Raw genomic sequence first — 24,686 nt, 5'->3', positions numbered from 1 at the left:
AAGAAGACACGGATTGATCAAACGAACTATGATTTTTCATGGACTCGCCCTCGCTGTCGTTGGCTGTTTAGACTGCCACCGTGGCGCATTGACGCCTCGGCTTGGGCGAGTCCATCCAATTACAAGGGACCGCGTCCGAGTCGACAATGAGGGGTCCTCCAAACCCGTGAAAGTCCCAAAAAAAGCCCCCGTTGCATGGCGCGCCGGGGGCTTTATGTCACTCAGGCTTTTTTTTCAACTTCGGGTTCGGGAAGAACTGAACAGCCTGAACCTTGGTGTCGGCTGGTTTGAGTGCGCTGGTAGTAACCCGCGTACCCAACTCCTTTGGCACCGACAGCCCTTGCTCATTGAGTGTGTCGGAGTAACCGCAGGCCACGCACTCTCGGTGCGGGACCTGGTCCTCATTCCACATCATCAGCTTGTCCGGCTCGCTACATGCCGGGCAGACCGCCCCGGCGATAAAGCGTTTCTTGGTAATCACAGGTCCCTCGCTCATGCTGCCGCGTCCTCACTCAGGCCGCTGTGGCGCAAGAGTGCGTCAATCGATGGCTCGCGACCACGGAAGTCGACGAACAGCACCATCGGCTCCTGGGAACCGCCCCGTGCCAGGATCGCTTCACGGAAGGCGCGACCGGTGTCGGCGTTGAGTACACCTTCTTCTTCAAACTTCGAAAACGCATCGGCCGAGAGCACTTCAGCCCATTTGTAGCTGTAGTAACCCGCGGCATAACCGCCAGCGAAAATGTGCGCAAAGCTGTTGGGGAAGCGGTTGTAAGCCGGCGGACGCATCACCGAAACCTCGTCACGCACGCCTTCGAGAACTTGCAGCACGCTGCGGCCGTCGCCGTGGGTGGCGTGCAGTTCGAAGTCGAACAGCGAGAATTCCAGTTGGCGGACCATCATCAGGCCGGACTGGAAGTTTTTCGCCGCGAGCATTTTCCCGAGCAAATCCTGAGGCAGCGGTTCGCCGGACTCGTAGTGACCGGAAATCAGCGCCAGGCCTTCCGGCTCCCAGCACCAGTTTTCCATGAACTGACTTGGCAGTTCGACGGCATCCCAGGCCACGCCGTTGATGCCGGACACGCCAGCATGCTCGACGCGGGTCAGCAGGTGATGCAGGCCGTGACCGAACTCGTGGAACAGGGTGGTGACTTCGTCATGGGTCAGCAATGCAGGCTTGCCGCTGTCGGCCGGGGTGAAGTTGCACACCAGGTTCGCCACCGGGCTTTGCAGCACACCGTCAGCGGTGCGACGACGGTCGCGGGCGCCATCCATCCAGGCACCGCCACGCTTGTTGGCGCGGGCATAGAGGTCGAAGAAGAAGCGGCCGACGTGCTGGCCGTTTTCCTTGATTTCAAACAGGCGGACATCCGGGTGCCAGGTATCGAAACCTTTCTGCTCGGCAATCTCGATGCCGTACAGGCGCTGGACGATGGCGAACAGGCCGCTGAGCACCTTGTCGATCGGGAAGTAGGCGCGCAAGGCTTCCTGGGCGACGCTGTAGCGTTGTTCGCGGAGTTTTTCGCCGTAGAAACCGCTGTCCCAGCTTTGCAGGCCCGGGCAACCTTGCTCGGCGGCATAGGCCTTGAGCTGTTCCAGATCCTGAGCGGCGAACGGCTTGCTGCGCGTGGCCAGGTCGCGCAGGAAACTCAGCACCTGATCGCTGGATTCGGCCATTTTGGTCGCCAGGCTCAACTCGGAGAAACTGCTGAAACCCAACAGCTTGGCCAGCTCCTGACGCAGGTCGAGGATTTCTTCCATGACCGGGCCGTTGTCATTCTGACCGGCATTCGGCCCTTGGTCCGACGCACGGGTGCAGTAGGCCGCGTAGACTTCCTCACGCAGCGCGCGATCCTGGGCGTAGGTCATCACCGCGTAGTAGCTTGGGAATTCCAGGGTGATCAGCCAGCCGTCCAGGTCCTTGGCCTGTGCCGCGGCAGCCATTTGCGCCTTGGCCGAATCGGTCAGGCCGGCGAGGGCGGCTTCATCGGTGACGTGCTTGGTCCACGCCTGGGTGGCATCGAGCAATTGGTTGGAGAAACGGCTACCCAGCTCGGACAGCTTGCTCTGCACTTCGGCGTAACGCTTCTGTTCGGCTTCCGGCAGGTCGATACCCGACAGACGGAAGTCACGCAGGGAGTGTTCCAGGATAGTTTTCTGCGCCACGTCGAAACCGGCGGCCTCCGGGCTGCTGGCCAGGGCTTCGAAGGCCTGGAACAGTTCGCGGTTCTGGCCCAGCTCGGTGGAGTAGGCGCTCAAGGCCGGCAGGCACGACTCGTAGGCTTCACGCAGTTCGGCGCTGTTGCACACGGCATTGAGGTGGCTGACCGGGCTCCAGGCGGCGCCCAGGCGGTCGTTGAGCTCGTCCATCGCCAGGACCAGGCCGGCCCACGATGGCTGTGTGGCCTGGGTCTTGAGGATCTCGACGATGGCGGCACGGTTGTCAGCCAGGATCTGTTCAATGGCCGGTTGTACGTGTTCGGCGCGGATGGCGGAGAACGGCGGCAGGTCGTAGGACTGCAAAAGAGGGTTGTTCACGCTCACGGTTGATACCTTGGCTGGAGAAACATGCAGCCATCTTAATTACAATCGACGTTCACCGCAGCTATCAGCAACAGAGAGAAACCCTATCGTGAACCTTCGCAAGTATCAGAACCACACGCCATTGCTGGGTAAAGGCGCTTTTGTCGACGGTTCGGCAGTGGTGATCGGCGACGTTGAAATTGGCGAAGACAGTTCGGTCTGGCCGCTGACAGTGATCCGTGGCGACATGCACCGCATCCGCATCGGCGCGCGCACCAGCGTGCAGGATGGCTGCGTGCTGCACATCACCCACGCCGGGCCGTTCAACCCCGATGGCTTTCCATTGCTGATCGGCGACGACGTGACCATCGCCCACAAGGTCATGCTGCATGGCTGTTCGGTGGGCAGCCGGGTGTTGATCGGCATGGGCAGCATTGTCATGGACGGTGCGCAGGTCGACGATGATGTGATCATTGGTGCCGGCAGCCTGGTGCCGCCGGGCAAGCATCTGCAAAGCGGCTTCCTGTATGTGGGAAGCCCGGTGAAGCAGGTCCGTCCGCTGAATGACAAGGAGCGCGCGTTTTTCACCTACAGCGCGGCAAACTACGTGAAGCTCAAGGACCTGCATCTGGCCGAAGGCTACGACCAGCTCTGACCCGGCCCCTTACTTTCAGGATTCAACATGCATTACCAAAGCGTTTTATTCGACCTCGATGGCACCCTGACCGACCCGCGCGAGGGCATTACCCGTTCGATCCAGTTCGCCCTGGGCAAACTGGGTATCGATGAGCCGGACCTGGCCAAGCTCGAACACTTCATCGGCCCGCCGCTGTTGCAGGCATTCATGCAGTTCTACGACTTCGACGAAGCCAAGGCGTGGGACGCGGTGAATTTCTATCGCGAGCGCTTCAAGGTCACCGGCCTTTACGAAAACCGGGTGTTCGATGGTGTCACGCCGCTGCTGGAAACCCTGGGCGGACAAGGCCGGCAGCTGTACATCGCGACCTCGAAACCGTGGGTGTTCGCCCGGGAGATCGCCCGGCATTTCGATTTTGCCAAACACTTCAAGGTGATTTACGGCAGCGAACTGGATGGCACCCGGACCAACAAAGTCGAGCTGATCGCTCACCTGATGGCCGAAGAAAACCTGGACCCGGCCAACACCCTGATGATCGGCGACCGCAAGCACGACCTGATCGGCGCGCGCAGCAACGGCCTGGACGCGGCGGCAGTGGGTTACGGGTTCGGCAGCCACGAAGAGTTGAGCGTCGAAGCGCCGGCGTATCACTTTGAAACGCTGGCTAAGCTGCATCAGGCGTTTTTGCAGCGCTGATAAGGCCGATACAAATCAACTGTGGGAGCGGGCTTGCTCGCGAAGAGGGAGTGTCAGTCGACATCAATGTTGTCTGATACACCGCCTTCGCGAGCAAGCCCGCTCCCACAGGGGGAATGCGTAATTCTTCAAGGTCTGGGCGGCGGGGCCAGCCTCTGCCCTTGCTCGACCGCCCAGTTCACCACCTGCGCGGTCAATTGATCGTTCGCCTGACCGAACCCGGCCACCACCGCCGGGACCTGCACATCACTGATTGGCTGGCGCACTTCAAAGCGGCGGCTGGCGAGCAGGCGCTGGTCATAGCTGCGCACCAGCAATGCATCCAGACGTACGACCACGCTGGCATTCGTGCCCTGGTATTCAGTCTGGAACGCCTGCAGGCTGCCGCCCAATTCAAGATCGGTTTGGAAGATGCTGTCATCGGTGCTCAGCAGCGGCACCCGCCCGTCATGCTGGAAACCGTCCAGCAGGCGATTGCGCACCAGCACCGGTGCCGGGTCGCTCCAGCGTGAACCCTTGTAGTGGCTGATCACATCGCCCTGAGGAATCACGGCGATGTTCGGACTGTTCAATGCTTCGCTGGACTGGAATTTGCTCAGGCGCAACGACCAGCGCTGCGGCGTGCCCTGGCTTGCCGAAGCGTTGCTCTGGGCCGACGGCAACCGATACATCTCGAAGGGCTCGGGTTTTGGCAGGATCGAGCACGAACTGATCAGCGTGAAGCCAGCGAGGAGGGCAATCCGAATCAGCTTCATGGCGTGAATTCCTTAGTCTTTTCACTGCCCAGCAGGTAACCGCTGGGGTTGGCCTCCAGACGCTTGGTAATGGCGCGCAATGAGCTCAGGGTTTCGCGCATCTCGTGCACGGCCGGGCCCAGGCCATTGAGGCCTTGCATGCCACTGTTGAGCGAATCCTGATTGGCGGTGATCAGTTTGTTGAGGGTAGCGCTGCTCTCCTGCAACGACTTCATCGCCTGCTCGGCGCTGCCCAGCGTCTCCTTGCCATGCTCGTTGAGCAGCCCGTTGGCATTGCGCATCAGCGCCGTGGTCTGCTCCAGCATGGTGTTGACCTGCTTGCCCACCGACGCCAGTTGCTGCATGGCCTGACGGATATCGCCGCGCTGGTCGGCAATGGTCCCGGTGGTTTGCTCCAGATGCTCAAGGGTATTGCTGATGCGCTCGATGTTTTCCGTGGAAAACATCAGGTTGGCGTTATGCATCAGGGTGTTCACCCCGGCCATCAAATCGTTGCTGTCATTGAGTAGGCGGGCGATAGGCGAGGGTGAGGCGACGATGGTCGGCAGGTTGCCGTCCTTGCCCTTGAGCGTCGGACTCTGTGGCGTGCCGCCGCTGAGCTGGATGATCGAGGTCCCCGTGACGCCGGTCAGGGCCAGCTTGGCATTCGTGTCCTCCTTGACCGGGGTATCGCCGGCCAGGCGAATTCGCGCCAGCACCCGGCGCGGGTCCTTCGGATCCAGGCGCAGCGAAATCACGTCACCGACCTTGATCCCGCTGTACTGCACCGAACTGCCCTTGGACAAACCACTGACCGCCTCGTTGAACACGACTTCGTAGTCCTTGAACTCGGTATCGACACTGGACTTGGCCAGCCACAGGCCGAACAGCAGCGCGGCCGTCACCACAATCACGGTGAACAGGCCGATCAGTACATGATGGGCTCGGGTTTCCATGTCAGACCTCGTTGAGCTGTTGGGCGGCAGTCAATGCCGCGCGGCCGCGTGGGCCATGGAAGTATTCGTGAATCCACGGATCGTTGGTTTCCGAGACCTTATCGATGGCGTCGGCCACCAACACTTTCTTCTGCGCCAACACCGCCACCCGGTCGGTGATGGTGTAGAGCGTGTCGAGGTCATGAGTCACCAGGAAAACGCTCAGGCCCAGGGCATCGCGCAGGGTCAGGATCAATTGGTCGAACGCGGCGGCGCCGATCGGGTCGAGACCGGCGGTAGGCTCGTCGAGAAACAGGATGTCCGGGTCCAGTGCCAGCGCCCTGGCCAATGCGGCACGCTTGATCATGCCGCCCGACAGCGATGCTGGATACTTGTCCGCCGCCGACAGCGGCAACCCGGCCAGGGCCATTTTCACCGCCGCCAGGTGCTCGGCATCGTTGCGGCTCAAGCCGGCATGTTCGATCAGCGGCAGGGCGACGTTCTCGGTCACCGTCAGCGAGGAAAACAGCGCGCCCTTCTGGAACAGCACGCCAAAGCGCCGCTCCACCAACGAACGCTCGTGCTCGGACAAGGTTGGCAGGTTCTTGCCGAAGACTTTCACCACGCCTTCGCTGGGCTGGCGCAGCCCGACAATGCTGCGCAGCAACACCGATTTACCACTGCCGGAACCGCCGACCACGGCGAGAATTTCGCCCTTGTACAAATCCAGGTCGAGGTCCTCGTGCACGCTCTGGCGGCCAAAGCGATTGCACAGCCCACGCACTTCAATCACTGCCTCGGAGGGCGCTCGGGGTACTCGACTCACCAACCCATCTCCATGAAAAACATCGCGGCTATCGCATCCATCACGATCACCACGAAAATCGACTGCACCACGCTCGACGTGGTATGGGCACCGACGGACTCGGCGCTGCCGCTGACCTTGAAACCTTCGAGGCACCCAATCGCGGCGATCAGGAAAGCGAAGACCGGCGCTTTGACGATCCCCACCAGAAAGTGTTGAACGCCAATGTCCGATTGCAGCAACGATATGAACATCGCCGGCGAGATATCCAGTTTCACCGCGCAGACCACCGCACCGCCGATGATCCCCGACAGCATCGCCAGAAAGGTCAGCATCGGCAGGGCAATCAGCAACGCCAGGACCCGCGGCACCACCAGCAATTCCACGGGGTCGAGGCCCAGGGTGCGGATGGCGTCGATTTCTTCGTTGGCCTTCATCGAACCAATTTGCGCCGTGAACGCACTGGCGGTGCGCCCGGCCATCAGGATCGCCGTCAGCAACACGCCGAACTCGCGCAGGAAGGCAAATCCCACCAGGTCCACGGTGAAGACCGTGGCGCCGAAAGTGGCCAGTACCGTCGACCCGAGAAACGCCACCACGGCGCCCACCAGAAAAGTCAGCAATGCAACGATGGGGGCGGCGTCGAGCCCGGTCTGTTCGATATGGGCGATCGTCGACGTGACACGCCAGCACTTGGGACGGAACAGGCCTCGGGCAATGGTTTCGATGATCAGGCCAACGAAACCCAGCAGTTGCAGGGTGTCCTGCCAAACGATGTCCACCGCGCGGCCGATGCGGGTCAGCAACTGCACGGTAACGCTGATTTCCGGTTCCTTGATCGGTACGCAGAAATCGGTCAACGAGCAGTAGACGGTTTGCAGCAACGCGCGGTCGGCAGCGGAAAGCGTGCAATCCGGATGTTCAGCGGAGCGGCCGAGGCGCTCGGAGCCGAGTAGCTCGACCAACAGCGAGGCGCCGGCGGTGTCGAGCGCGCCGAGACCATTGAGGTCAATGGGGGTGTTGGCGTCGTACTGGCCGTGGAGTTTTTCGCTCAACAGCTTGAGGTCAGCGTAATGGGCAAGCGTCCAGTCGCCCGTCACCCGCAACCGTGCAGGGGTGATCGACGTGTCCAATCGGGCGTTGCCGGCCATCGTGCTGCTGATCATAAGCTCCGTGCTAGTTCAGTGATAACAAGCTCTACGTAATAGCACGAACCTGACTACTTTTCTTTGATCGCTGTGCTGTCCTTGACCTCGAAGCGCAGCACGCCGATGACCTGGCCATCTTCGGTCAGCACCCGAACCTGCCATTTGCCGGCCGGGTTGCCCGGGAAGTTCTGCTTGTGGGTCCAGGCCCGGTAACCTTCCTTGCGCCCGCCGTGGATATCCAGCGCAATACGGTCGACCTCTTTTCCGTTGAACTGCCAAACGTGATAGATCCGTTCGTCCAGGCCACGCGGGGCATTGATCGCGGTGTATGCGTAGAGCCCGCCATTGCGAATCTGCTCGGCGCTGACTTCATCGAGGCTGGCGCCCGGTGTACGGTCTTGCATTTGCGTGCTGATGGCCACGTCGGTCATCCACAGCGTTGCCGGTGGCACCCACGAACGCAGCTCCCAACCGACCGCACCGATGCCCAGGGTGATGCTCAAGATCGCCAACGCATTGCGTACCGTACGAATCGGGAAGATCGACGCCAGGCTCGGGAACGACAGCAGCACCGAGATACCCAGCGCCCATTTGAAACTTTGCGACGTCGTCAGGTGCATGATCACCGGCAACGCGGTGAGCAGCGCGGCGAACAGGGTCAGGGTGTGCAGGGCCAGAAACGCCCAGCGCCGTGGCGCCAGCCACTTGTAGTAGAGCGGGTCGATGATCGAAATCAGCGCCGCGATGCCCAGCAGCCCGGTGAAAAACAACTGGCCGCTGTTCCACGTCGTGGTGATGAAGAAGAACGGCAGGACAAAGAACAGGCTTTCCTGATGGATCATCTGCGTTGCGTAACGCAGCAACGGTTCCGGAATTTCGCGCTTGAAAACGCGCGCGAACAGCTTGGTCAGGCTGTTTTCCAGCATCAGCCAGATCCAGCTGATCAGCATGATGGTAGTGATCCAACTCGCCAGGCCTTGCTGGCGATCGACCAGAATGAAACTGCCTACCCCGGAGATGAAACCAGCGAGCGCAATGACCCCAGGGTAGCGCTTCATCAATTCGAGGATGCGCTGTACGAAACGGGTCAGGTTTTGCATTCGGCGGGTTCACAGTAGTCGTAGGAAAAAACCTCGACAGGTTACCGCTGGCGCGGCCCCGTGGCGAGGGGGCTTGCCCCCGTTGGGTCGCGAAGCGGCCCTAAAATCCGTAATTCCAATCCTTCAGATGAATTGCAGTAGTCAGTTTCACGACTGCTTCGCAGCCGAACGGGGGCAAGCCCCCTCGCCACAGTTAGTCGCTCGCCAGTTGGAGTGGTTACTTCCTGCGATGCAAACGCCAGCCCACCAACATCAACACGATCAAGCCCACCCCGCCGACCACCAGCCACATCAACTGGTCATAACTGAACAATGACTTCTCGATCCGCAAATACCCCGGCTGCAACAGCAGTTCACGCACAGCCTTGTTCGCCTCCTGCAGCGTCACCCCTTGCAGCTCCCGGGTCGGGTTGGTGAAACGGCCGTCTTCGTAGTCGCCGATGGCGCTCCAGTAGTAGTCCGCCAACGCGCTGTTGCCTTGTACGGCCCAGGCCTGGCGGGCAATCGCGGCCTGTTTGAGGCGGTTGAAGGTGTCGGCATTGAGGCCGTCCCTGAGCAATTCGGCCTTCAAGTCATCAAGCACTTGTTCGGCCTCGGACACGTCGTCGCGTTCAAGGTCGGCGTTGAGGCTCATGAAACCCACGCCGCCGAATACCTCGCGTTCCGCCCAAGGGCCATAGGACAAACCGTGAGCCAGGCGCAATTGGCGATAGAGCGCCCAGTCCAGATAATCCTTGAGTAAATCGAAGGTTTGATCGTGCCCGTCTTCCAGTACCGGCTCCGGCACCAGCCAGTGCAATTTGGCGCCGTTGCCGACCAGACCGTGGGTCAGGGTGCGCTCGTGGGCGGCACTGGCCTGGATTTGCGGCAGCGGCGGATGCTCGCCCGGGGTGATCGCCTCCAGCACGCCATACGCACGCTCCAGATAGGCCGGCAGCAACTTGTCGAGGTCGCCGACCACGATCAGGGTCATGTTGTTTGGCGCATACCAGTCCTTGCGTACCTGCTCCAATTGCTCACGGGTCAGGTCATCGACTTGCGCGCGCTCCGGGCATTTGAGGCCCAGTTCCACGGCCAACTGGTTGCTGGCCGTGTGGCCGAGGTCCTGTCGATCGAGCCAGCGTTGCAGGTGCGAGTAGTGGCCGCCATCTTCGCGCTCGACCACTTGTTTGGCCGCATTGATGGCGTTGTCGTCGAAACGGGTCTGGGTCAGCAGCGCCAGCAGCAGGTCGAGCACCTTGCGCTGGTTTTTCGCCGGGGCTTCGATGACGAAGGTTGTATCGGCGTTGCTGGTGAAGGCGTTCCACTCGCCGCCCAGGGCCTGCATGCGCTCTTCCAGGCCACCTTCGCCGCTGGCGTCGATGCCGCTGAACAGCAGGTGTTCCAGCAGATGCGGCAATTCCTTTTCCTCGCAGCCGAAATCGTCCAGGCCAACGCCGACCACCAGCCGGATAGCCACATGCCCGCGGTCAGTGCCGGGTTTGAGCAGCAACTGCAAACCGTTGCGCAGCGTGTAGCCCTCGACCTGAAAGCGATCCAGGGCGAATGACGGGAATGAACCAAGCAACAGGCAGGCGAACAACAGACAACGCATAACGGGTTTCCATACGGCGGATTGGAGGTCCGTGTCGTCAGTCAGGCCGTCTTCGCGAGCAAGCCCGCTCCCACAGACCCACGGAGATCCCTGTGGGAGCGGGCTTGCTCGCGAATGACCTTCCGGCTGAATCAGTAGTACTGACTGGCTACGGTGCCAGACGTTCAAGGTGAATGCGTAATGTCCGTCAAATCGTCGACCACCAGCGCGCCGGTGTCGGATGTTTCCAGCACCACATAGGCACTGCTGCAAAACAGCGAATTCAGGCGCTTCATGTCGGCGATCAGCTCCAGGTGCAACGAACTGGTTTCGATACTTTGCACGATTTTACGTTGCAAGCGGCTGACATGGGCATGAGCCAGGCGCCGTTCCTGTGCGCGGAAACGACGTTTCTCGCGCACCAACTGGCGAGCGCTTTCCGGATCGGCGCTGAGAAACACCGACATCCCGAGCCGCAGGTTGGAAATCAACTGAGTGTGCAAACCGGCCAATTCATCCAGCCCGACTTCGGAAAACGACCGGCGCTGCGAGGTTTTCTGCTGCTGAATCTTGCGCAACATGCGTTCGATCAAGTCGCTGGCGAGTTTCAGATTGATCGCCAGCTCAATGATTTCCGCCCAGCGCCGGCTGTCCTGATCGCTGAGGTCCTCCCGGGGCATTTGCGCCAGATACAACTTGATCGCGCTGTAGAGCGCTTCGACATCGTCGGACAGGCGGCGCACTTCCTGGGTGACGGCGGTTTGCTTGCCGCGCAACACGTCGAGCATGGCTTCGAGCATGCTGTCGATCAGGTCGCCCATGCGCAGGGTTTCCCGCGCCGCGTTGGCCAACGCCAAACCGGGCGTGACCAATGCCGTGGGATCAAGATGCCGGGGCTTGGCCGTGCCGTTGGCCAGCGGGCGCTCCGGCAGCACCCAGGCACAAAACCTGGCCATCGGTCCGAGGCTGGGAAGCAGGATCAGGCAGCGCACGGTGTTGTAGAGCAAGTGAAAGCCGATGACCATTTCCTGAGGGCTGAAATCGAGACCGTCGAGCCAGTGCACCAGCGGATCGAGCACTGGAATGATCAATAAAAGACCAATCAGTTTGTACAGCAGGCTGCCCAACGCCACTTGGCGCCCGGCGGCGTTCTGCATGCTGGTGCTGAGGAAGGCGAGTACGCCACTGCCGATATTGGCGCCGATCACCAGCCCAATGGCCACCGGCAGGCTGATGACGTTGGCTCCTGCCAGGGTCGCGGTCAGCAGCACAGCGGCCAGGCTGGAATAGGAAATCATCGCGAACAGCGCCCCGACCAGGGCATCGAGCAGGATGTCGCCGGTGAGCGAGGCGAAAATCACCTTCACCCCTTTGGCATGGGTAATCGGATGCGCCGCTTCAACAATCAGTTGCAGCGCCAGAATGATCAATCCCAAGCCAATGGCGACACGGCCAAGCTGCCCGAGCCGGGTCTGCTTGCGCGACAGAAAGAAAATCACCCCGACAAAGATCAGCAACGGCGACAACCACGACAGATCGAACGTCAGCACCCGCGCCATCAACGCCGTACCGACGTCCGCGCCAAGCATGGTGGCCAGTGCCGGGGTCAGCGCCATCAAGCCCTGGCCGACAAAGGAGGTGACGAGCATGGCGGTGGCGTTGCTGCTCTGGACCATCGCCGTCACGGCGATCCCGGAGGCGAAAGCCAGCCAGCGTTTGGACATGTTATGGCCAATGACATGGCGCAGGTTGGTGCCGTAGACCCGCAGGATGCCGGTTCGGACGATGTGCGTGCCCCAGATCAGCAGGGCCACGGCGGAAAGCAAATTGAGCAGGGTGAGCATACCGACCCCCTGTGGTGTAGCGCCCCAAAGGAGCAAATTGACGGTGCCGCGCGACGTTCTACGTTCCGTACTTAAGCTGTAGTTGGCTAACGGTCTGCGCGCCAGCATCGCATAGCCAAAGAAGGGATTGAAACAAAACTGTCATGAAATCCGGTTTATGTGACCAGCCGAAAACAAAGTGGGAGCGGGCTTGCTCGCGAAGGCGTCGGGTCAGTCGACATTAACGTTGTCTGACACAGCGCTTTCGCGAGCAAACCCGCTCCCACAGGGTATTACGTACGACCGGATTACTGGCCCGGAATGTCCTTGCGCAGCTTTACCGGATCCTGCTGTTTCTTCTTTTTCGCGATAGCGGTGCGCATCTTGATGTTGATCGCTTCCACCGCCAGCGAGAACGCCATGGCGAAGTAGACGTAGCCTTTTGGCACGTGCACGTCCAGGGATTCGGCAATCAGGACAGTACCGACAATCAACAGGAACGACAGCGCCAGCATCTTCAGCGATGGGTGCTTGTCGATGAACTCACTGATGGTGCCGGATGCCCACATCATCACCAGTACCGCCACGATGATTGCCGCGACCATGACCGGAACGTGGGAGACCATGCCGACCGCGGTGATCACCGAGTCGAGGGAGAACACGATGTCGATGATCGCGATCTGGATGATGGTGTAGAGGAAGTTGCCGCCCTTGCCCGAAGGCTCTTCGTTGGTTTCGTCTTCACCTTCCAGCGCGTGGTACATCTCTTGCGAGCTCTTCCACAGCAGGAACAGACCACCGAAGAACAGGATCAGGTCGCGTCCGGAGATGCCCTGGCCGAACACTTCGAACAGGTCGGCGGTGAGGCGCATGACCCAGGTGATCGACAGCAGCAGCAGGATTCGCGTGATCATGGCCAGCGCCAGACCGAAAATCCGGGTGCGCGCCTGCATATGTTTAGGCATGCGGCTGACCAGGATCGAAATCATGATGATGTTATCGATACCCAGGACGATTTCCAGGGCGGTCAGGGTAAAGAAGGCAACCCAGATTTCAGGGTTGGTCAGCCATTCCATGTGTATTCCTTTGAACGATTGTTAAACCACAAAGGGCCCGGGCTTCAAACAGCGAAGCCTGGACCCGAAGTGGTGAGTCTTGGGCTTATAGAGTGCTGAACATCGGGAAAGTCCCCAACAGCAGTGCAGCAATCAGTATGCAGATACAAACCAGCACTGCCCACTTCAGGGTGAAGCGCTGGTGGTCACCGAAATCGATACCGGCCAGGGCCACCAACAGATAGGTCGATGGAACCAGCGGGCTCAACAGGTGGACGGGCTGACCGACGATCGAGGCACGCGCCATTTCCACCGCGGTTATACCGTAATGGCTTGCGGCTTCGGCAAGTACCGGTAACACGCCGTAATAAAATGCATCGTTCGACATGAAGAAGGTGAACGGCATGCTTACCAGCGCCGTGATCACCGCCAGGTACGGGCCGAGGAAATCCGGGATCACCGACAGCAGGCTTTTCGACATGGCATCGACCATGCCGGTGCCCGACAGGATACCGGTGAAGATGCCGGCGGCAAAGATCAGCCCGACCACTGCCAACACGCTACCGGCGTGGGCCGCGACGCGATCCTTCTGCTGTTGCAGGCAAGGATAGTTGACGATCATGGCGATACTGAACGCCACCATGAACAGCACCGGCAACGGCAACAGGCCGGCGATCAGGGTGCACATCAGGCCCAGGGTCAGGGCGCCGTTGAACCAGATCAACTTCGGACGACGGGCATCCGGGAACTGCGAAACGCTGATTTCGCTGTGGTCGATCTCATCGCCCACCAGGTGCAATTCACCCAGGCGCGCACGTTCACGTTTGCCGTAGAAGTACGCAATGGCCAGGATCGCCACTACACCGGCCGCCATCGCGGGAATCATCGGTACGAAGATGTCGGACGGGTCCACATGCAACGCACTGGCTGCGCGAGCGGTCGGGCCGCCCCATGGGGTCATGTTCATCACGCCACCGGCGAGGATGATCAGGCCGGCCATGATCCGCGGGCTCATGCCGATACGGCTGTAGAGCGGCAGCATGGCGGCCACGCAGATCATGTAAGTGGTCGCGCCGTCACCATCGAGGGAAACGACGAGCGCCAGTACGGCGGTGCCGACCGAAACTTTCAGCGGGTCGCCCTTGACCATTTTGAGGATCTTGCGCACGGCCGGGTCGAACAGGCCGGAGTCGATCATCAGGGCGAAGTACAGAATCGCGAACATCAGCATCACGCCGGTCGGCGCGAGCTTGGTGATGCCTTCGAGCATCATCGGGCCGATTTTCGGGCCGAAGCCGCCGAACAGGGCGAAGATGATTGGAATGAGGATCAGGGCGATTAGCGCGGACAGGCGCTTGGTCATGATCAGGAACATGAACGTGATGACCATGGCGAAGCCAAGGAAAGTCAGCATGGGAATACTCCAGGCGTAGCGCGGCTAGGGAATGGGCGGACCGGGTGGGATCAGCGCAGAACGGGAAGCACGAGAGGTACGGACGGAGTTGCAGCGAAGTGGCGGGTAGAAGAGGACATCAGAATCACCATTGTTGTTGTTAAATGGGCTGTGCGAGCGATAAAACGCTGGCATTGGCCGACCGGTCTGTTGCCGGTAGTGGGGGCGATCCTAATCGGGGAAGCTTTCAGCCAGCTTTCGGGAATGAAAGCGTTGACCAGAAGTACAACCGGTCGTCGGACTGGGGCATGCAGGTGAACCGGTTTATGGCCTTCGCGAGCAAGCCCGCTCCCACATTGGTTTTGAGTACGACACAGGTCCAATGTGGGAGCGGGCTTGCTCGCGAAGGCGTCGGTAGTTACACATCAGGAGGAATGCCATGAACAAAATCCACACCGGCGGCTGCCACTGCGGCCAGCTGCGCTATCAGTTCAGCGGGCCACTGCACGATATCGTCCATTGTCATTGTTCGATTTGCCGACGGGTCAGCGGCGGCATCGTGACGACCTGGATCACCGTGCCGACCTCCGCCTTTGAATGGCTGGCCGGGACGCCGGCGCGGTACGATTCCTCCACCACCTGCGCGCGATATTTCTGCGGTCACTGCGGGGCGCAACTGGCGGTGGTCACGCACCTGAGCCCGGGCACCATCGACCTGACCATCGCCACCCTCGACCATCCCGAGCAAGCACCGGCCGAGCGGCACATCTGGACCGACAGCCGCTTGCCGTGGCTGCATCTGGACGAACACTTGCCCGGTGAGGCTGAAGAAACACTCTGATCAAAAAATAGACAGGTCCAGCGGCCGAATCGCGCCCATCCAGATGGCGTGCTCGGTGTGGTCGCGCAGATCGTCGCCGGTGTCCGGGTGTAGAAACACCACCAGGCCGTTGCGATTGAGCGCCAGCCACGGCAGCACATCGCCCAGCACCTGCGGCTCGAAGGCCAACTGGCAGCTCCAGTCCGGGTGCGGACCAACCGGGCGCTCGTGCACGCGACCCATTTTCAGCGCAAACAGTTGCGTTGCCTGCTCACACAGGGCCCGCGCCTGGCCGATGGTGCTGGCGTCGAAATAGACATGGGCGTGGTAGCCCGATATGCGTTGCATTTGAAATCCTCTAAATCCGGTTGAGCAGAGCACACGGCACAGGTTTCGATCTTTTCATGTTTCATACCGCAATCGAAGGCAATGACAACCCCGACAGCGACTCCGCACTGCTGGCCTGCTCGGCCATCAACCAGTCCACAAACTGCTGGATCAACGCTCCCCGTCGTTTGCGCTGGGGTAGCACCACGTAGTAACCCAACCTCGACATCGCCGTTTCGGCTATCGGTCGGCACAACAGCCCTTGTGCCAGCAAGTTATCCACAAGGTGGCGCCAGCCGATGGCCACGCCCTGGCCGCCAATCGCCGCCTGAATCAGCAGGGTGTAATTGTCGAAGCGCAATTGCCCTGGCGCCGGGGGCGAGGTGATGCCCAGCTCACGAAACACACCACTCCAGTCGAACCAGTTACTGCTGTGTTCCCCACGCAGGTGCAGCAATGGAAACTCCAGCAATGCCTGGACCGGCAAGGGCAGGGTACGCTCGCCCAACAACTGCGGGCTGCACACCGGAAACACTTCTTCGCTGAACAGCCAATGGCTTTCACCCTGCTTGAAGCGGCCATCGCCAAACAGCACCGCCACATCGATATCGGTACGTAGCATGTTATGACTGCGTTCACTGGTGACCAGGCTGACATCCACCTGCGGATTGGCCGCATGAAAGCGGTGCAGACGCGGCATCAACCAATAGGCGGCGAAGGCAAAATCCGTGGCGACCTGCAACACCTCATGCTGTTGCTGTGCGCTGATTGCGCTCAATCCTGCGTCGATATTCTGCAAACCAAGCTGAACCTGCTCGAAAAGAATCTGCCCGGCCTCAGTCAACTCGATACCGCGATAAATGCGGTCGAACAGGCGTGTTGCCAGTTGTTCTTCCAGGCGCTTGATCTGCTGGCTGATGGCCGGTTGCGTTGTGCCCAGCTCGACTGCCGCCGCGGTGAAGCTGCGCTGACGGGCTGCGGCTTCGAAGGCACGAAGCAGATCCAGTGACAGGTCACCAAGGGCGTCATACATAAGCTGTGCTTATCCTAGTCATTGCCGCGCGTGGGCTTTACCGCAAGATGCTGGGGTTTCATTCTCGAAGCCAGCACTCTCGCATAAACATCCACTATGGAATGCCGCGATCACATGAAGCGCAAGAACATTCTTTTCATCATGGCCGATCAAATGGCCGCGCCAATGTTGCCGTTCTACGGCCCATCGCCCATCAAACTGCCCAATCTCAGCCGCCTCGCCGAACAAGGCGTGGTGTTCGACTCCGCCTATTGCAACAGCCCCCTGTGCGCGCCGTCGCGTTTCACCCTGGTCAGCGGCCAGTTGCCGAGCAAGATCGGCGCCTACGACAACGCCGCCGACTTCCCCGCCGACGTGCCGACCTACGCCCACTACCTGCGCCGCCTCGGCTATCGCACCGCTCTGTCGGGCAAGATGCACTTCTGCGGGCCAGACCAGCTGCATGGCTACGAAGAACGCCTGACCAGTGACATCTACCCCGCCGACTACGGCTGGGCAGTGAACTGGGATGAACCGGACGTGCGCCCGAGCTGGTATCACAACATGTCGTCGGTGCTGCAAGCCGGTCCGTGCGTGCGCACCAATCAGCTGGATTTCGACGAAGAGGTGGTGTTCAAGGCCCAGCAGTACCTGTTCGACCATATTCGCGAGGATGGCGACCAGCCGTTCTGCCTGACCGTTTCGATGACTCACCCACACGACCCGTACACAATTCCCAAGGCTTTCTGGGATCTGTACGACGATGCCGACATCCCGCTTCCTGCAACGCCGAATCAACATGAACTCGATCCGCACTCGCAGCGTTTACTCAAGGTCTACGACCTGTGGGACAAGCCGCTGCCTGTGGACAAGATCCGCGATGCCCGCCGCGCCTATTTCGGCGCCTGCAGCTATATCGACAGCAACGTCGGCAAACTCCTGAAAACACTCGAGGAAACCGGGCTGATCGATGACACCATCATCGTGTTTTCCAGTGACCACGGCGACATGCTCGGCGAACGCGGCCTCTGGTACAAAATGCACTGGTATGAAATGGCCGCACGGGTGCCCCTGTTGATAAGTGCACCGGGGCAATTCGGCGCCGGCCGGGTCAGCGCCAGTGTTTCCACGGCGGACCTGTTGCCGACCTTCGTCGAGCTGGCCGGTGGCTCGCTGGAACCGGGCTTGCCGCTGGACGGCCGCTCGCTGGTCCCGCACCTGCAAGGGCAGGGTGGCCACGATGAAGTGTTCGGCGAATACATGGCCGAAGGCACCATCAGCCCGCTGATGATGATTCGCCGTGGCGCCTACAAGTTTATCTACAGTGAAGACGACCCTTGCCTGCTCTTCAATGTAGACAATGACCCTTGCGAACAGGAAGAACTCAGCCATTCGCCACAACATCGCCAGTTGTTCGACGATTTTCTCGCCGAAGCGCGGACCAAATGGAACATTCCGGCGATTCACCAGCAGGTGCTCGCCAGCCAGCGACGCCGGCGTTTCGTGGCCGAGGCGCTGACCCTCGGCAAGCTGAAGAGCTGGGATCACCAGCCGCTGGTGGACGCCAGTCAGCAGTACATGCGCAACCACATCGACCTCGACGATCTGGAGCGTAAAGCACGTTATCCACAACCCTGCCAAAACCAATAATGTTAAGGGGAAGTCCATGCAAAGGTTATCCACAGTACTGACGGTCGGGCTCCTGGCCCTGGGCAGCGCATCGGCGTTTGCCGATCAGAGTTGCGAGACGGTGAAGATGGCCGACCCGGGCTGGAGCGACATCGCCGCAACCAACGCCATCACCGGGTTTCTGCTGGACGGCATGGGCTACAAGGCCAAGGTCGACACCCTCGCGGTACCGATTACCTTTGGCGGCCTCAAGGATGGCCAGGTCGATGTGTTCCTGGGTAACTGGATGCCGGCGCAGCAGGGTTTCTACGACAAGTTCGTCGCCAACGGCGACGTCACGCAACTGGCGAAAAACCTCGATGGCACCGAATTCACCCTCGCGGTTCCGGACTACGTGTGGGACGCGGGTGTGCACAACTTTGCCGACCTGAACAAATACGCGGACAAGTTTGACCACAAGATCTACGGTATCGGGTCCGGCGCTCCGGCGAACATCTCGCTGCAGGAAATCATCAAGAAAAACGATTTCGACATGGGCCAGTGGAAACTGGTCGAATCCAGCGAGCAGGCCATGCTGGCGGAAGTGTCCCGCGCGGTGAAGAAACAGAAATTCGTGACCTTCCTCGGCTGGACCCCGCACCCGATGAACGTGCAACTGAAGATGCATTACCTCAAGGGCGGCGAGAAATACTTCGGTGACACCGGCAGCGTCCACACCCTGACCCGCAAGGGTTATGCACAGGCCTGCCCGAACGTCGGCAAACTGCTGACCAACCTGAGTTTCACCCAGGACATGGAAAACAGCATCATGGCCGAGGTGGTGAACAAGAAAGTCAGCAACGCCGACGCGGCAAAAGCGTGGATCAAGGCCAACCCGGCGGTGCTGGACAAGTGGCTCGATGGCGTGAAGACCGTGGACGGGCAGGATGCGTTGCCGGCGGTTAAAGCCAAACTCTGAACCTGAGTCAGAACAGGTTTATCTGGCAAAGGGGCTTCCTGTGGCGAGGGGGCTTGCCCCCGTTGGACGGCGCAGCCGTCCCAAAACCATTGAATGTGGGTAATCAGTTAGATCGCATTCAATGGTTTTACGATCGCTTCGCAATCGAACGGGGGCAAGCCCCCTCGCCACAGTAAGCTGCCTGGCCACAATGATTGTGTTGTCCTGCTACCCTTGCGCAAAATCCCCGACCGAGAGGACCCATGGCCCTTCCCAGCCGCCATTCACTCTTCCCTTTCCTCACCTGGCTACCCCGGCAAACCCGCGCCAGCGTCGGGCGTGACCTGATCGTCGGCCTCAGCGGCGCGATTCTCGCGTTGCCGCAATCCATTGCCTACGCGCTGATTGCCGGCCTCCCACCAGAATACGGCCTCTACGCCGCAATCATCCCGGTGCTGATCGCCTGCCTCTGGGGTTCGTCGTGGCATTTGATCTGCGGTCCTACAGCGGCCATCTCGATTGTCCTGTACGCCAGCGTCAGTCCCTTGGCCGTTCCGGCCTCGCAGGACTACGTCGTGTTGATCCTGTTGCTGACGTTTCTTGCCGGCCTCTTTCAGTGGCTGCTGGGTTTGCTGCGGTTTGGCGCGCTGGTGAATTTCGTCTCGCACTCGGTGGTACTCGGCTTCACCCTGGGTGCTGCCGTGGTGATTGCCATTGGTCAATTGCCTAACCTGCTGGGGCTGGATTTGCCCAGCCAGGCCACCGCGCTGGATAGCTTCATCATGTTGTTGCGCCATCTCGGCGAAATGGACAAACCTTCGCTGGCGCTAGGGCTGGCGACAGTGGTGGTGGGCGTGATCCTCAAGTTGTGGTTGCCACGCTGGCCGACGCTGTTGATCACTCTGGTGCTGGGCGCATTGCTGGTCTGGCTTTGGCCATCGATGTTCGGCCACGTGCAACTGGTCAGCGCCTTCACCGGCAAGCTGCCACCTTTCAGTCCGTTGCCGCTGGATCTCGATCTGATCCTGCGCCTGCTGCCCAGCGCAGTGGCGGTCGGCATGCTCGGGCTGGTCACCAGCCTGTCGATTGCCCGCTCGATCTCGGCACGTTCGCAGCAATTACTCGACGCCAACCAGGAAGTTCGCGCCCAGGGCCTGTCGAACATCGTCGGTGCGTTTTTTTCCGGATCGCTGTCGGCAGGCTCTTTCACCCGCTCAGGCCTGAGCTATGAAGCGGGGGCCTGTTCGCCCCTGGCCGGGATTTTTTCGGCGTTGTGGGTGGCGCTGTTTGCGATCTTCGGCGCGAGCCTGATCGCGCACATCCCGATTCCGGCGATGGCCGGGAGTATTCTGCTGATCGCCTGGGGACTGGTGGATCATCGCGGCATTCGCGCGTTGTTGCGGGTCAGCCGCGCCGAATTTGTAGTCATGGCCCTGACCTGCGTCGCCACGCTGCTGCTGGAATTGCAGACGGCGATCTACGCCGGCGTGCTGGCCTCGCTTTTTTTCTACCTCAAGCGCACATCGCAACCACGGGTGCAGCATGTGCGAGATGGCGAGGAAGACATACTGCGAGTGGGCGGTTCGATCTTTTTCGGCGCCAGCCATTACCTGCAAGTACGCCTGCAACGCATGCATGGCGCGCGGGTAGTGATAGAGGCGCAGCAGATCAACTTCATCGACTATTCAGGGGTAGAGATGCTGCATCAGGAAGCGCGACGCCTGCTGCGTCAGAATCGCAGCCTGACCTTGCGCCGGGCCCGGCCGCAGGTGGTGGAAGAGTTGAGGAAGCTGGAAGGGGCGCAGAAATGCCCAATCCGGTTTGAAGACTGAAACACCGCCCTCTGTAGGAGCGAGCTTGCTCGCGAAAAACCTGAGGGCGCCGCTGGGCATCTGGTTTTGCGCGTTATCGTTCACGACCTTCGCGAGCAAGCTCGCTCCTACAGTAGGTTATAGGGCCAACTGCCGGCGAAGTTCAGCCAGCACCGGCGCCGTATCCGGGCGCACTCCGCGCCACAGGAAGAACGCCTCCGCCGCCTGCTCGGCCAGCATCCCCAGACCATCCATCGCCACCGCAGCCCCGTGTTCGCTGGCCCAGCGGCAGAACGAAGTCGGCTCCTTGCCGTACATCATGTCGTAGCACACCGTCTTGCCCGGTTCGATCAGGCTGGCAGCAATCGGCGGCACATCGCCCGTCAGGCTCGCGGAGGTCGCATTGATGATCAGGTCTACAGACTCCTGCAACCAGTCGTAACCACTGGCCGAGACCGGCCCCAGATCGCAGAACAACTCGGCCAGCAACTCGGCCTTTTCCACCGTGCGGTTGGCGATGATCACCGATGCCGGTTGCTCGGCCAGCAACGGTTCGAGGACACCGCGCACCGCGCCGCCAGCGCCGAGTAGCAGGATGCGTTTGCCCTTGAGGCTGAATCCGGCGTTGACCGTCAGGTCGCGCACCAACCCGGCACCGTCGGTGTTGTCGCCCAGCAGACTGCCATCAGCCAGTTTGCTCAAGGTATTGACCGCGCCGGCGCGCTGCGCCCGCGCCGTCAGGCTGTTCGCCAATCGATAGGCCTCTTCCTTGAACGGCACCGTCACATTGGCGCCGCGCCCTTCGAGGAAAAATGTCCTGGCACAGGTGGAAAAGTCGTCGAGTGGCGCCAGCAGCGTGTTGTAGTCCAGCTTTTGCGCGGTCTGCTCGGCGAACAGGCGATGGATCAACGGCGACTTGCTGTGGCCGATCGGGTTACCGAATACGACATAACGGTCCATCGGGATTCCTCGTTCAGGCTTCGGCCAACCAATCGCGGTCTTGCAGGAAGTACTCGGTCAGGCGCGCTTCTTCGCTGCCGGGCTCGGCCTTCCAGTCGTAACCCCAGCGTACTTGCGGTGGTAGAGACATCAGAATCGATTCGGTACGCCCGCCCGATTGCAGGCCAAACAGCGTGCCACGGTCGTAGACCAGGTTGAATTCAACGTAACGACCACGGCGGAACTCCTGGAACTCGCGCTGTTTTTCAGTAAACGCATCGTTCTTGCGGCGCTGCACGATCGGCAGATAGGCGTCGATGTACGCGTCACCGATGGCACGCATGAAAGCGAAACTGGTATCGAAGTCCCACTCGTTCAGGTCGTCGAAAAACAGCCCGCCGATGCCGCGCGGTTCGTGGCGGTGCTTGATGTGGAAGTAGCTGTCGCACCAGGCCTTGTAGCGCGGGTAGACGTCCGCGCCGAATGGCGCGCAGGCCTGTTCGGCGACACGGTGCCAGTGGATGCAGTCTTCTTCATTGCCGTAGTAAGGCGTCAGGTCGAAGCCGCCCCCGAACCACCAGACCGGTTCTTCACCTTCTTTTTCGGCGATGAAAAAGCGTACGTTGGCGTGGGAAGTCGGCACATGCGGGTTGTGCGGGTGAATCACCAGCGACACGCCGAGGGCTTCAAAGCCACGGCCGGCCAGTTCCGGTCGATGAGCGCTGGCAGACGGTGGCAGACCGCTGCCGAAGACGTGGGAAAAGTTCACGCCGCCCTTTTCAATCACTGCGCCGTTTTCGATCACGCGGGTGCGACCGCCACCGCCGGCCGGCCGGGTCCAGGCGTCTTCGACGAATTGCGTGCCACCGTCTTCGGCTTCCAGGGCGGCGCAAATACGGTCTTGCAGGTCGAGCAGGTAGGCTTTTACGGCCTCGGTGCGGGTCGTCATGTCATCACCTTGAATCGGGCAAAACTACGCGGCGCTCCATTGGAGCGGGGGGCCAGCGCAAATGGGCCCGTAGCATACCATCGCAAGTCACCCCGTCGCAGTTGACGAAGATCAAGCTTAGGAGTCCGATAGGGAGCTTGGTAAAACGACCTATGGAGAGTTCTGATGGCAAAGCGAATCCAGTTCCGCGCCCATGGCGGTCCCGAAGTGCTCGAGTATGTGGATTACCAACCCGCCGAGCCCGGCCCGAAGGAAGTGCGCGTGACCAACAAGGCCATCGGCCTGAACTTCATCGACACCTACTACCGCAGTGGTCTTTATCCGCCGCCGTCCCTGCCGTCGGGTGTCGGCTCGGAAGGTGCCGGCGTAGTCGAGGCGGTGGGCAGCGACGTGACCCGCTTCAAGATCGGCGATCGCGTGGCCTATGGCAGCGGCCCTCTGGGCGCCTACAGCGATGTTCACGTCTTGCCCGAGGCGAATCTGGTGAAACTGCCGGACGCCATCAGTTTCGAACAGGCCGCTGGCGTGATGCTCAAAGGCCTGACCGTGCAGTACCTGCTGCGTCAGACTTATGAACTCAAGGGTGGCGAAACCATCCTGTTCCACGCCGCGGCCGGCGGGGTCGGTTCCCTGGCGTGCCAATGGGCCAGGGCCTTGGGCGTGAAGCTGATCGGTACGGTCAGCTCGGCGGAGAAAGCCGCACTGGCCAAGGCCAACGGTGCCTGGGCGACCATCGACTACAGCCATGAAAACGTCGCTCAGCGTGTGCTGGAGTTGACCGATGGCAAAAAAGTCCCGGTGGTGTACGACGGCGTTGGCAAGGACACCTGGCTGACTTCACTCGACAGCGCCGCGCCGCGTGGGCTGGTGGTGAGTTTCGGCAATGCGTCCGGCGCGGTCGACGGCGTGAACCTGGGGATCCTGGCGGGGAAAGGCTCGCTGTACGTGACCCGGCCAACCCTGGGCACTTATGCGAACAACGCCGAGAGCCTGCAACGCATGGCCGACGAGTTGTTCGAGATGATCATCAGCGGCAAGCTGACCGTGGAGATCAGCCAGCGTTATCCACTGGCTGACGCGTCGAAGGCGCAGACCGAGTTGTCGGCGCGGCGCACGACAGGTTCGGTTGTTTTGTTGCCCTGAGATTTTCGCTGACTGTCAGGGCCCCTTCGCGAGCAAGCCCGCTCCCACAATAGATCTCCAGTGAACATAGAGTTTATGTTCGACACAGATCAAATGTGGGAGCTGGCTCGCTCGCGAATGGCCTCAATGCAGTATCAGTCCGGGCGCACGACGGTGCCGGTCGCCAGATCGCGAATCACGCTCGGGTTCTTGCGTCCGCCCAACATCCCGCCGAGCACCAGATCGACCTGGCCACGGAAATACTGCTCGACGCGAATCCGCGTACGCGCTGCCGGGCGCCCCTGCGGGTTGGCCGACGTCGACACCAGCGGCCCGACCAGCGCGCACAAGTCCCGCACCTGCGGGTGATCGCTGACCCGCAGCGCCACGGTTTCATGCACACCGGTAATCCACTCGGGCAGCAGGTTCTGGTGCGGCACCAGCCAGGTGTTCGGCCCCGGCCAGGTGCTGGCCATGCGGTCCATCCACAATTCGGGGAAGTCTTCGAAGAGGAAATCGAACTGACGGATGTTGTCGGCGACCAGGATCAGTCCTTTATCCACAGACCGGCCCTTGATCAGCAGCAGACGCTCCACCGCTTCCTCGTCCCACGGGTCACAACCCAGGCCCCAGACTGCTTCGGTTGGGTAGGCAATCACCGCCCCTGCGCGAATTGCTTGCGCGGCTTGTTGCACACGCCAACTGTTGACCATGAAAA

23 protein-coding genes are annotated in these 24,686 nt (G+C 60.7%); 7 read left to right on the top strand and 16 right to left on the bottom strand.

Annotation, left to right across the window (positions count from 1 at the left end; genetic code table 11):
• Positions 1 to 217: 217 nt before the first annotated feature.
• Both KGA88_RS08965 and prlC read right to left on the bottom strand, forming a co-directional pair.
• A complete protein-coding gene (locus KGA88_RS08965) occupies positions 218 to 496 on the bottom strand; it encodes a YheV family putative zinc ribbon protein (protein WP_110660191.1) in 279 nt (92 codons plus the stop codon).
• On the bottom strand, positions 493 to 2,544 hold the full coding sequence (prlC, locus tag KGA88_RS08960) for an oligopeptidase A (protein WP_223590207.1): 2,052 nt from the start codon (positions 2,542 to 2,544) through the stop codon (positions 493 to 495). Before prlC ends, KGA88_RS08965 begins: the two co-directional genes overlap by 4 nt.
• Before the next feature lie 88 nt (positions 2,545 to 2,632).
• On the opposite strand from prlC, the gene KGA88_RS08955 reads away from it, so the two are divergent.
• Together KGA88_RS08955 and KGA88_RS08950 are read left to right on the top strand one after the other, a co-directional pair.
• Positions 2,633 to 3,178 (top strand): gamma carbonic anhydrase family protein, encoded by a 546-nt coding sequence (locus KGA88_RS08955; protein WP_110660193.1) that lies wholly within the window; start codon positions 2,633 to 2,635, stop codon positions 3,176 to 3,178.
• 27 nt (positions 3,179 to 3,205) lie between these two features.
• Positions 3,206 to 3,856 carry an HAD family hydrolase gene (locus KGA88_RS08950; protein WP_223590205.1) on the top strand — a complete coding sequence of 217 codons (651 nt, stop codon included), beginning with the start codon at positions 3,206 to 3,208 and terminating at the stop codon, positions 3,854 to 3,856.
• 128 nt (positions 3,857 to 3,984) lie between these two features.
• On the opposite strand, the gene KGA88_RS08945 is transcribed toward KGA88_RS08950, so the two are convergent.
• The 9 genes from KGA88_RS08945 to KGA88_RS08905 all read right to left on the bottom strand — a co-directional run bounded on the left by KGA88_RS08945 (position 3,985) and on the right by KGA88_RS08905 (position 14,443).
• Positions 3,985 to 4,611: an ABC-type transport auxiliary lipoprotein family protein gene (locus KGA88_RS08945; protein WP_223590201.1), complete on the bottom strand. Its 627-nt coding sequence runs from the start codon at positions 4,609 to 4,611 to the stop codon at positions 3,985 to 3,987.
• Positions 4,608 to 5,546 carry an MlaD family protein gene (locus KGA88_RS08940; protein ID WP_223590197.1) on the bottom strand — a complete coding sequence of 313 codons (939 nt, stop codon included), beginning with the start codon at positions 5,544 to 5,546 and terminating at the stop codon, positions 4,608 to 4,610. The genes KGA88_RS08945 and KGA88_RS08940 overlap by 4 nt, the downstream gene beginning before the upstream one ends.
• 1 nt (position 5,547) lies before the next feature.
• Entirely contained in the window at positions 5,548 to 6,351 is an 804-nt protein-coding gene (locus KGA88_RS08935) for an ABC transporter ATP-binding protein (RefSeq protein WP_110660197.1), read from the bottom strand.
• Complete coding sequence (locus KGA88_RS08930) at positions 6,348 to 7,496, bottom strand: ABC transporter permease (protein WP_223590195.1); 1,149 nt, start codon at positions 7,494 to 7,496, stop codon at positions 6,348 to 6,350. The genes KGA88_RS08935 and KGA88_RS08930 overlap by 4 nt, the downstream gene beginning before the upstream one ends.
• 53 nt (positions 7,497 to 7,549) lie before the next feature.
• Positions 7,550 to 8,578, bottom strand: a complete 1,029-nt coding sequence (locus KGA88_RS08925; protein ID WP_223590193.1) for a DUF5924 family protein — start codon at positions 8,576 to 8,578, stop codon at positions 7,550 to 7,552.
• A gap of 217 nt (positions 8,579 to 8,795) precedes the next feature.
• Complete coding sequence (locus tag KGA88_RS08920; protein ID WP_223590191.1) at positions 8,796 to 10,172, bottom strand: M16 family metallopeptidase; 1,377 nt, start codon at positions 10,170 to 10,172, stop codon at positions 8,796 to 8,798.
• A gap of 164 nt (positions 10,173 to 10,336) precedes the next feature.
• Complete coding sequence (locus KGA88_RS08915) at positions 10,337 to 11,995, bottom strand: Na/Pi cotransporter family protein (protein WP_110662875.1); 1,659 nt, start codon at positions 11,993 to 11,995, stop codon at positions 10,337 to 10,339.
• A 287-nt stretch (positions 11,996 to 12,282) separates the two neighbouring features.
• Positions 12,283 to 13,050 carry a TerC family protein gene (locus KGA88_RS08910; RefSeq protein ID WP_110660932.1) on the bottom strand — a complete coding sequence of 256 codons (768 nt, stop codon included), beginning with the start codon at positions 13,048 to 13,050 and terminating at the stop codon, positions 12,283 to 12,285.
• A gap of 85 nt (positions 13,051 to 13,135) precedes the next feature.
• Positions 13,136 to 14,443, bottom strand: a complete 1,308-nt coding sequence (locus KGA88_RS08905) for a CitMHS family transporter (RefSeq protein ID WP_110660931.1) — start codon at positions 14,441 to 14,443, stop codon at positions 13,136 to 13,138.
• A gap of 418 nt (positions 14,444 to 14,861) precedes the next feature.
• Here KGA88_RS08905 and KGA88_RS08900 point away from each other — a divergent pair, with 418 nt between their 5' ends.
• Positions 14,862 to 15,263, top strand: a complete 402-nt coding sequence (locus KGA88_RS08900; RefSeq protein ID WP_110660929.1) for a GFA family protein — start codon at positions 14,862 to 14,864, stop codon at positions 15,261 to 15,263.
• Here the strand turns inward: KGA88_RS08900 and KGA88_RS08895 are convergent, their stop codons facing one another.
• Both KGA88_RS08895 and KGA88_RS08890 read right to left on the bottom strand, forming a co-directional pair.
• A complete protein-coding gene (locus KGA88_RS08895; protein ID WP_110660928.1) occupies positions 15,264 to 15,590 on the bottom strand; it encodes a DOPA 4,5-dioxygenase family protein in 327 nt (108 codons plus the stop codon). It abuts the gene before it with no gap.
• Between the two features lie 61 nt (positions 15,591 to 15,651).
• Positions 15,652 to 16,602 carry a choline sulfate utilization transcriptional regulator gene (locus tag KGA88_RS08890; RefSeq protein ID WP_110660927.1) on the bottom strand — a complete coding sequence of 317 codons (951 nt, stop codon included), beginning with the start codon at positions 16,600 to 16,602 and terminating at the stop codon, positions 15,652 to 15,654.
• A 114-nt stretch (positions 16,603 to 16,716) separates the two neighbouring features.
• On the opposite strand from KGA88_RS08890, the gene betC reads away from it, so the two are divergent.
• The 3 genes from betC to KGA88_RS08875 all read left to right on the top strand — a co-directional run bounded on the left by betC (position 16,717) and on the right by KGA88_RS08875 (position 20,979).
• Entirely contained in the window at positions 16,717 to 18,231 is a 1,515-nt protein-coding gene (gene betC, locus KGA88_RS08885) for a choline-sulfatase (RefSeq protein ID WP_223590189.1), read from the top strand.
• A gap of 16 nt (positions 18,232 to 18,247) precedes the next feature.
• Complete coding sequence (gene choX / locus KGA88_RS08880; protein ID WP_110660925.1) at positions 18,248 to 19,168, top strand: choline ABC transporter substrate-binding protein; 921 nt, start codon at positions 18,248 to 18,250, stop codon at positions 19,166 to 19,168.
• A gap of 242 nt (positions 19,169 to 19,410) precedes the next feature.
• Positions 19,411 to 20,979, top strand: a complete 1,569-nt coding sequence (locus tag KGA88_RS08875; RefSeq protein ID WP_223590186.1) for a SulP family inorganic anion transporter — start codon at positions 19,411 to 19,413, stop codon at positions 20,977 to 20,979.
• A gap of 117 nt (positions 20,980 to 21,096) precedes the next feature.
• On the opposite strand, the gene aroE is transcribed toward KGA88_RS08875, so the two are convergent.
• Both aroE and hemF read right to left on the bottom strand, forming a co-directional pair.
• Positions 21,097 to 21,918 carry a shikimate dehydrogenase gene (gene aroE / locus KGA88_RS08865; RefSeq protein WP_223590183.1) on the bottom strand — a complete coding sequence of 274 codons (822 nt, stop codon included), beginning with the start codon at positions 21,916 to 21,918 and terminating at the stop codon, positions 21,097 to 21,099.
• Between the two features lie 13 nt (positions 21,919 to 21,931).
• Positions 21,932 to 22,846 carry an oxygen-dependent coproporphyrinogen oxidase gene (gene hemF, locus KGA88_RS08860; protein WP_223590181.1) on the bottom strand — a complete coding sequence of 305 codons (915 nt, stop codon included), beginning with the start codon at positions 22,844 to 22,846 and terminating at the stop codon, positions 21,932 to 21,934.
• 165 nt (positions 22,847 to 23,011) lie between these two features.
• Between hemF and KGA88_RS08855 the strand changes: the two genes are divergently transcribed.
• Entirely contained in the window at positions 23,012 to 23,989 is a 978-nt protein-coding gene (locus KGA88_RS08855) for an NADPH:quinone reductase (RefSeq protein WP_223590179.1), read from the top strand.
• A 134-nt stretch (positions 23,990 to 24,123) separates the two neighbouring features.
• On the opposite strand, the gene KGA88_RS08850 is transcribed toward KGA88_RS08855, so the two are convergent.
• On the bottom strand, positions 24,124 to 24,681 hold the full coding sequence (locus KGA88_RS08850; RefSeq protein WP_103396118.1) for an L-threonylcarbamoyladenylate synthase: 558 nt from the start codon (positions 24,679 to 24,681) through the stop codon (positions 24,124 to 24,126).
• Positions 24,682 to 24,686: the final 5 nt, after the last annotated feature.

The organism is Pseudomonas sp. A-R-19 (assembly GCF_019956575.1).
GTDB lineage: Bacteria > Pseudomonadota > Gammaproteobacteria > Pseudomonadales > Pseudomonadaceae > Aquipseudomonas.
The sequence above is the reverse complement of the archived record's forward strand: the minus strand, read 5'-3'. Positions and strand labels throughout refer to the sequence as shown.

Excerpts from the sequence above, each read along its gene's own strand:
- KGA88_RS08875 (WP_223590186.1), top strand. The coding sequence starts at position 19,411 with ATGGCCCTTCCCAGCCGCCATTCACTCTTCCCTTTCCTCACCTGGCTA.
- KGA88_RS08965 (WP_110660191.1), bottom strand. The coding sequence starts at position 496 with ATGAGCGAGGGACCTGTGATTACCAAGAAACGCTTTATCGCCGGGGCG.
- KGA88_RS08950 (WP_223590205.1), top strand. The coding sequence starts at position 3,206 with ATGCATTACCAAAGCGTTTTATTCGACCTCGATGGCACCCTGACCGAC.
- betC (WP_223590189.1), top strand. The coding sequence starts at position 16,717 with ATGAAGCGCAAGAACATTCTTTTCATCATGGCCGATCAAATGGCCGCG.
- KGA88_RS08910 (WP_110660932.1), bottom strand. The coding sequence starts at position 13,050 with ATGGAATGGCTGACCAACCCTGAAATCTGGGTTGCCTTCTTTACCCTG.
- KGA88_RS08895 (WP_110660928.1), bottom strand. The coding sequence starts at position 15,590 with ATGCAACGCATATCGGGCTACCACGCCCATGTCTATTTCGACGCCAGC.
- aroE (WP_223590183.1), bottom strand. The coding sequence starts at position 21,918 with ATGGACCGTTATGTCGTATTCGGTAACCCGATCGGCCACAGCAAGTCG.
- KGA88_RS08890 (WP_110660927.1), bottom strand. The coding sequence starts at position 16,602 with ATGTATGACGCCCTTGGTGACCTGTCACTGGATCTGCTTCGTGCCTTC.
- KGA88_RS08945 (WP_223590201.1), bottom strand. The coding sequence starts at position 4,611 with ATGAAGCTGATTCGGATTGCCCTCCTCGCTGGCTTCACGCTGATCAGT.
- KGA88_RS08925 (WP_223590193.1), bottom strand. The coding sequence starts at position 8,578 with ATGCAAAACCTGACCCGTTTCGTACAGCGCATCCTCGAATTGATGAAG.
- KGA88_RS08915 (WP_110662875.1), bottom strand. The coding sequence starts at position 11,995 with ATGCTCACCCTGCTCAATTTGCTTTCCGCCGTGGCCCTGCTGATCTGG.
- KGA88_RS08920 (WP_223590191.1), bottom strand. The coding sequence starts at position 10,172 with ATGCGTTGTCTGTTGTTCGCCTGCCTGTTGCTTGGTTCATTCCCGTCA.
- KGA88_RS08905 (WP_110660931.1), bottom strand. The coding sequence starts at position 14,443 with ATGCTGACTTTCCTTGGCTTCGCCATGGTCATCACGTTCATGTTCCTG.
- KGA88_RS08850 (WP_103396118.1), bottom strand. The coding sequence starts at position 24,681 with ATGGTCAACAGTTGGCGTGTGCAACAAGCCGCGCAAGCAATTCGCGCA.
- KGA88_RS08900 (WP_110660929.1), top strand. The coding sequence starts at position 14,862 with ATGAACAAAATCCACACCGGCGGCTGCCACTGCGGCCAGCTGCGCTAT.
- KGA88_RS08940 (WP_223590197.1), bottom strand. The coding sequence starts at position 5,546 with ATGGAAACCCGAGCCCATCATGTACTGATCGGCCTGTTCACCGTGATT.
- KGA88_RS08930 (WP_223590195.1), bottom strand. The coding sequence starts at position 7,496 with ATGATCAGCAGCACGATGGCCGGCAACGCCCGATTGGACACGTCGATC.
- choX (WP_110660925.1), top strand. The coding sequence starts at position 18,248 with ATGCAAAGGTTATCCACAGTACTGACGGTCGGGCTCCTGGCCCTGGGC.
- hemF (WP_223590181.1), bottom strand. The coding sequence starts at position 22,846 with ATGACGACCCGCACCGAGGCCGTAAAAGCCTACCTGCTCGACCTGCAA.
- KGA88_RS08855 (WP_223590179.1), top strand. The coding sequence starts at position 23,012 with ATGGCAAAGCGAATCCAGTTCCGCGCCCATGGCGGTCCCGAAGTGCTC.